General features: G+C 64.9%; 3 protein-coding genes. All 3 read left to right on the plus strand.

Features of this window, described 5'->3' with window-relative positions:
* Positions 1 to 228: 228 nt before the first annotated feature.
* Positions 229 to 462 carry a DUF2191 domain-containing protein gene (locus EPD83_RS20195; RefSeq protein ID WP_165567077.1) on the plus strand — a complete coding sequence of 78 codons (234 nt, stop codon included), beginning with the start codon at positions 229 to 231 and terminating at the stop codon, positions 460 to 462.
* Positions 459 to 788 (plus strand): type II toxin-antitoxin system PemK/MazF family toxin, encoded by a 330-nt coding sequence (locus EPD83_RS20200; RefSeq protein ID WP_165567078.1) that lies wholly within the window; start codon positions 459 to 461, stop codon positions 786 to 788. Before EPD83_RS20195 ends, EPD83_RS20200 begins: the two co-directional genes overlap by 4 nt.
* Before the next feature lie 403 nt (positions 789 to 1,191).
* Positions 1,192 to 1,440, plus strand: coding sequence for a hypothetical protein (locus EPD83_RS20205; protein WP_165567079.1), 249 nt, complete (start codon positions 1,192 to 1,194; stop codon positions 1,438 to 1,440).
* The last annotated feature ends 274 nt before the right edge of the window (positions 1,441 to 1,714 follow it).

Raw genomic sequence — 1,714 nt, forward strand, 5'->3', positions numbered from 1 at the left:
TCGCCCAGGTCTCAGATCCGCACCGGGTTCCGGTACGCGTGCAGGATGTCCGCCTCGTCGACGCCGTGCTTGAACGCCGACGGCGCGATGATCGGCTCACCCAACACCTGTCCAAGTTAACTTGCCAACGTGTCTTGAGCAAGCGCGACCGACAAGTCTGTGGGACTGCCCCATATCGCCGCGTAGCGCGTAACCCGCAGTCGATGCGTGTGGTGGCATAATCATGGCATGAGTCGCACACGGTTGAGCACGACGGTGGACACCGACCTTCTGAAGAACGCGCGTCAGGTAACCGGCAAGCCCGACTCGGCTCTGGTCGACCAGGCCCTGGCAGCACTGCTCGCCCGTCACAGGTCGGCCGAGGTGGACGCCAATTACACTGCCTACGACGCTCACCCACTGGATGAGCCAGATGAGTGGGGGGACCTGGCCTCGTTTCGGCGTGCGGCCGCCGCGTCGTGACCGTCCTGCCCGCCCGTGGGGAGGTGTGGTGGTCCGAGATGGCCGAGATCGGCCGCCGGCCGGTGGTCGTCCTCTCGCGAGACGTGGTGATCCCACGTCATCGTCGTGCGCTGGTCGCCCCGTGCACCACCACTATCCGGGACCTCCCGAGCGAGGTCCTTCTCGAACCCGGCGAGGACCCCGTTCCCCTGCGCTCGGCCGTCAACCTCGACTCCGTCGAGTCGGTCTCGATCGCCATCCTCGTCGAACGACTGGGTCGGCTGGCCGACGACCGGATGCGGCAGGTCTGTGCCGCTCTCGCCGTCGCCGTTGACTGCTCGGACTGAGCTCGTGCAACGCATCGCTGGCATCGGCCGACTGATCAGCGGGACATGTCCCACTTCGCCGCCAGTCGACCTCCAGGCTTGATGGGCTGGTGCGGGACTTCTGACACGATCGGTACGGCGTGATCACCCAGGACAGCCTGCGGAAGGCACGTGTTCGCTTGCGTGGGTTCGTCACGATGACGGGGTTGCCGTGCCCGCGTGGGGCTGGGATGTCATCCGTGATGTGACTGACAGCCTCGTCGCATCCGAGCACATGCATCCGCCCCGCGAGCACATGGACTGAGTAGCGCTCTCTTCGGCCGCAGAGCACTCGCTGATAGCGCGGCGAGTCGTCTGGGACTATCAATGGCTGGGTCCTGTCTAGGCTCGCGACCGTGGAGCACGGTTGCTAGTCGAGGCGATCGTGAGCGCCTTCATGGGCTATGAGCACGCGAGCAACGCAGAGGTCGATCCCGACTGGGCGATAGAGATGATGGATGTGTTGACAGCCACACTCGGCAAGTTATCCGCCGACGGCCGCACCCAGTTCAGGAAGCATCTGGAGGCTCTCGCGTCCGAGCTGCCAGACGACGAGTTCTACGACTCCTGGCGCGACTACTATCGGGGCTTCCCGAGCGCATTGGGGTGGGAAGAGCCCGGTACTACTAGTTGACCGAGCCGGGCCCGTTGTGCGGCACGACTCGGCCTCGCCGCGATCGGCGTCGAACCGTCGCCTGTCGGCGAGCCGAATGAGCATCTCGTCGATGTTGAATGCTGATCGTGAGTTCTCGGCTGCAGCAGGTCCATCCCGATCTCGCTGCGACAGCGTCCCGTGGAGTGGTGGGGTTTGGGGTGACGGCGCGGCTCTCTGACTGAAGGGGGCCACCGGCGAGATTCTCGATGTGTACCGCCAAGTACTCGTCGAGAAGGAGCCTCACCGATGGCCC

This window comes from Phycicoccus flavus, assembly GCF_004025965.2.
GTDB lineage: Bacteria > Actinomycetota > Actinomycetes > Actinomycetales > Dermatophilaceae > Phycicoccus > Phycicoccus flavus.

Bases quoted from the DNA above. Each gene is read 5' to 3' on its own strand.
- EPD83_RS20195 (WP_165567077.1), top strand. From the start codon at position 229: ATGAGTCGCACACGGTTGAGCACGACGGTGGACACCGACCTTCTGAAG.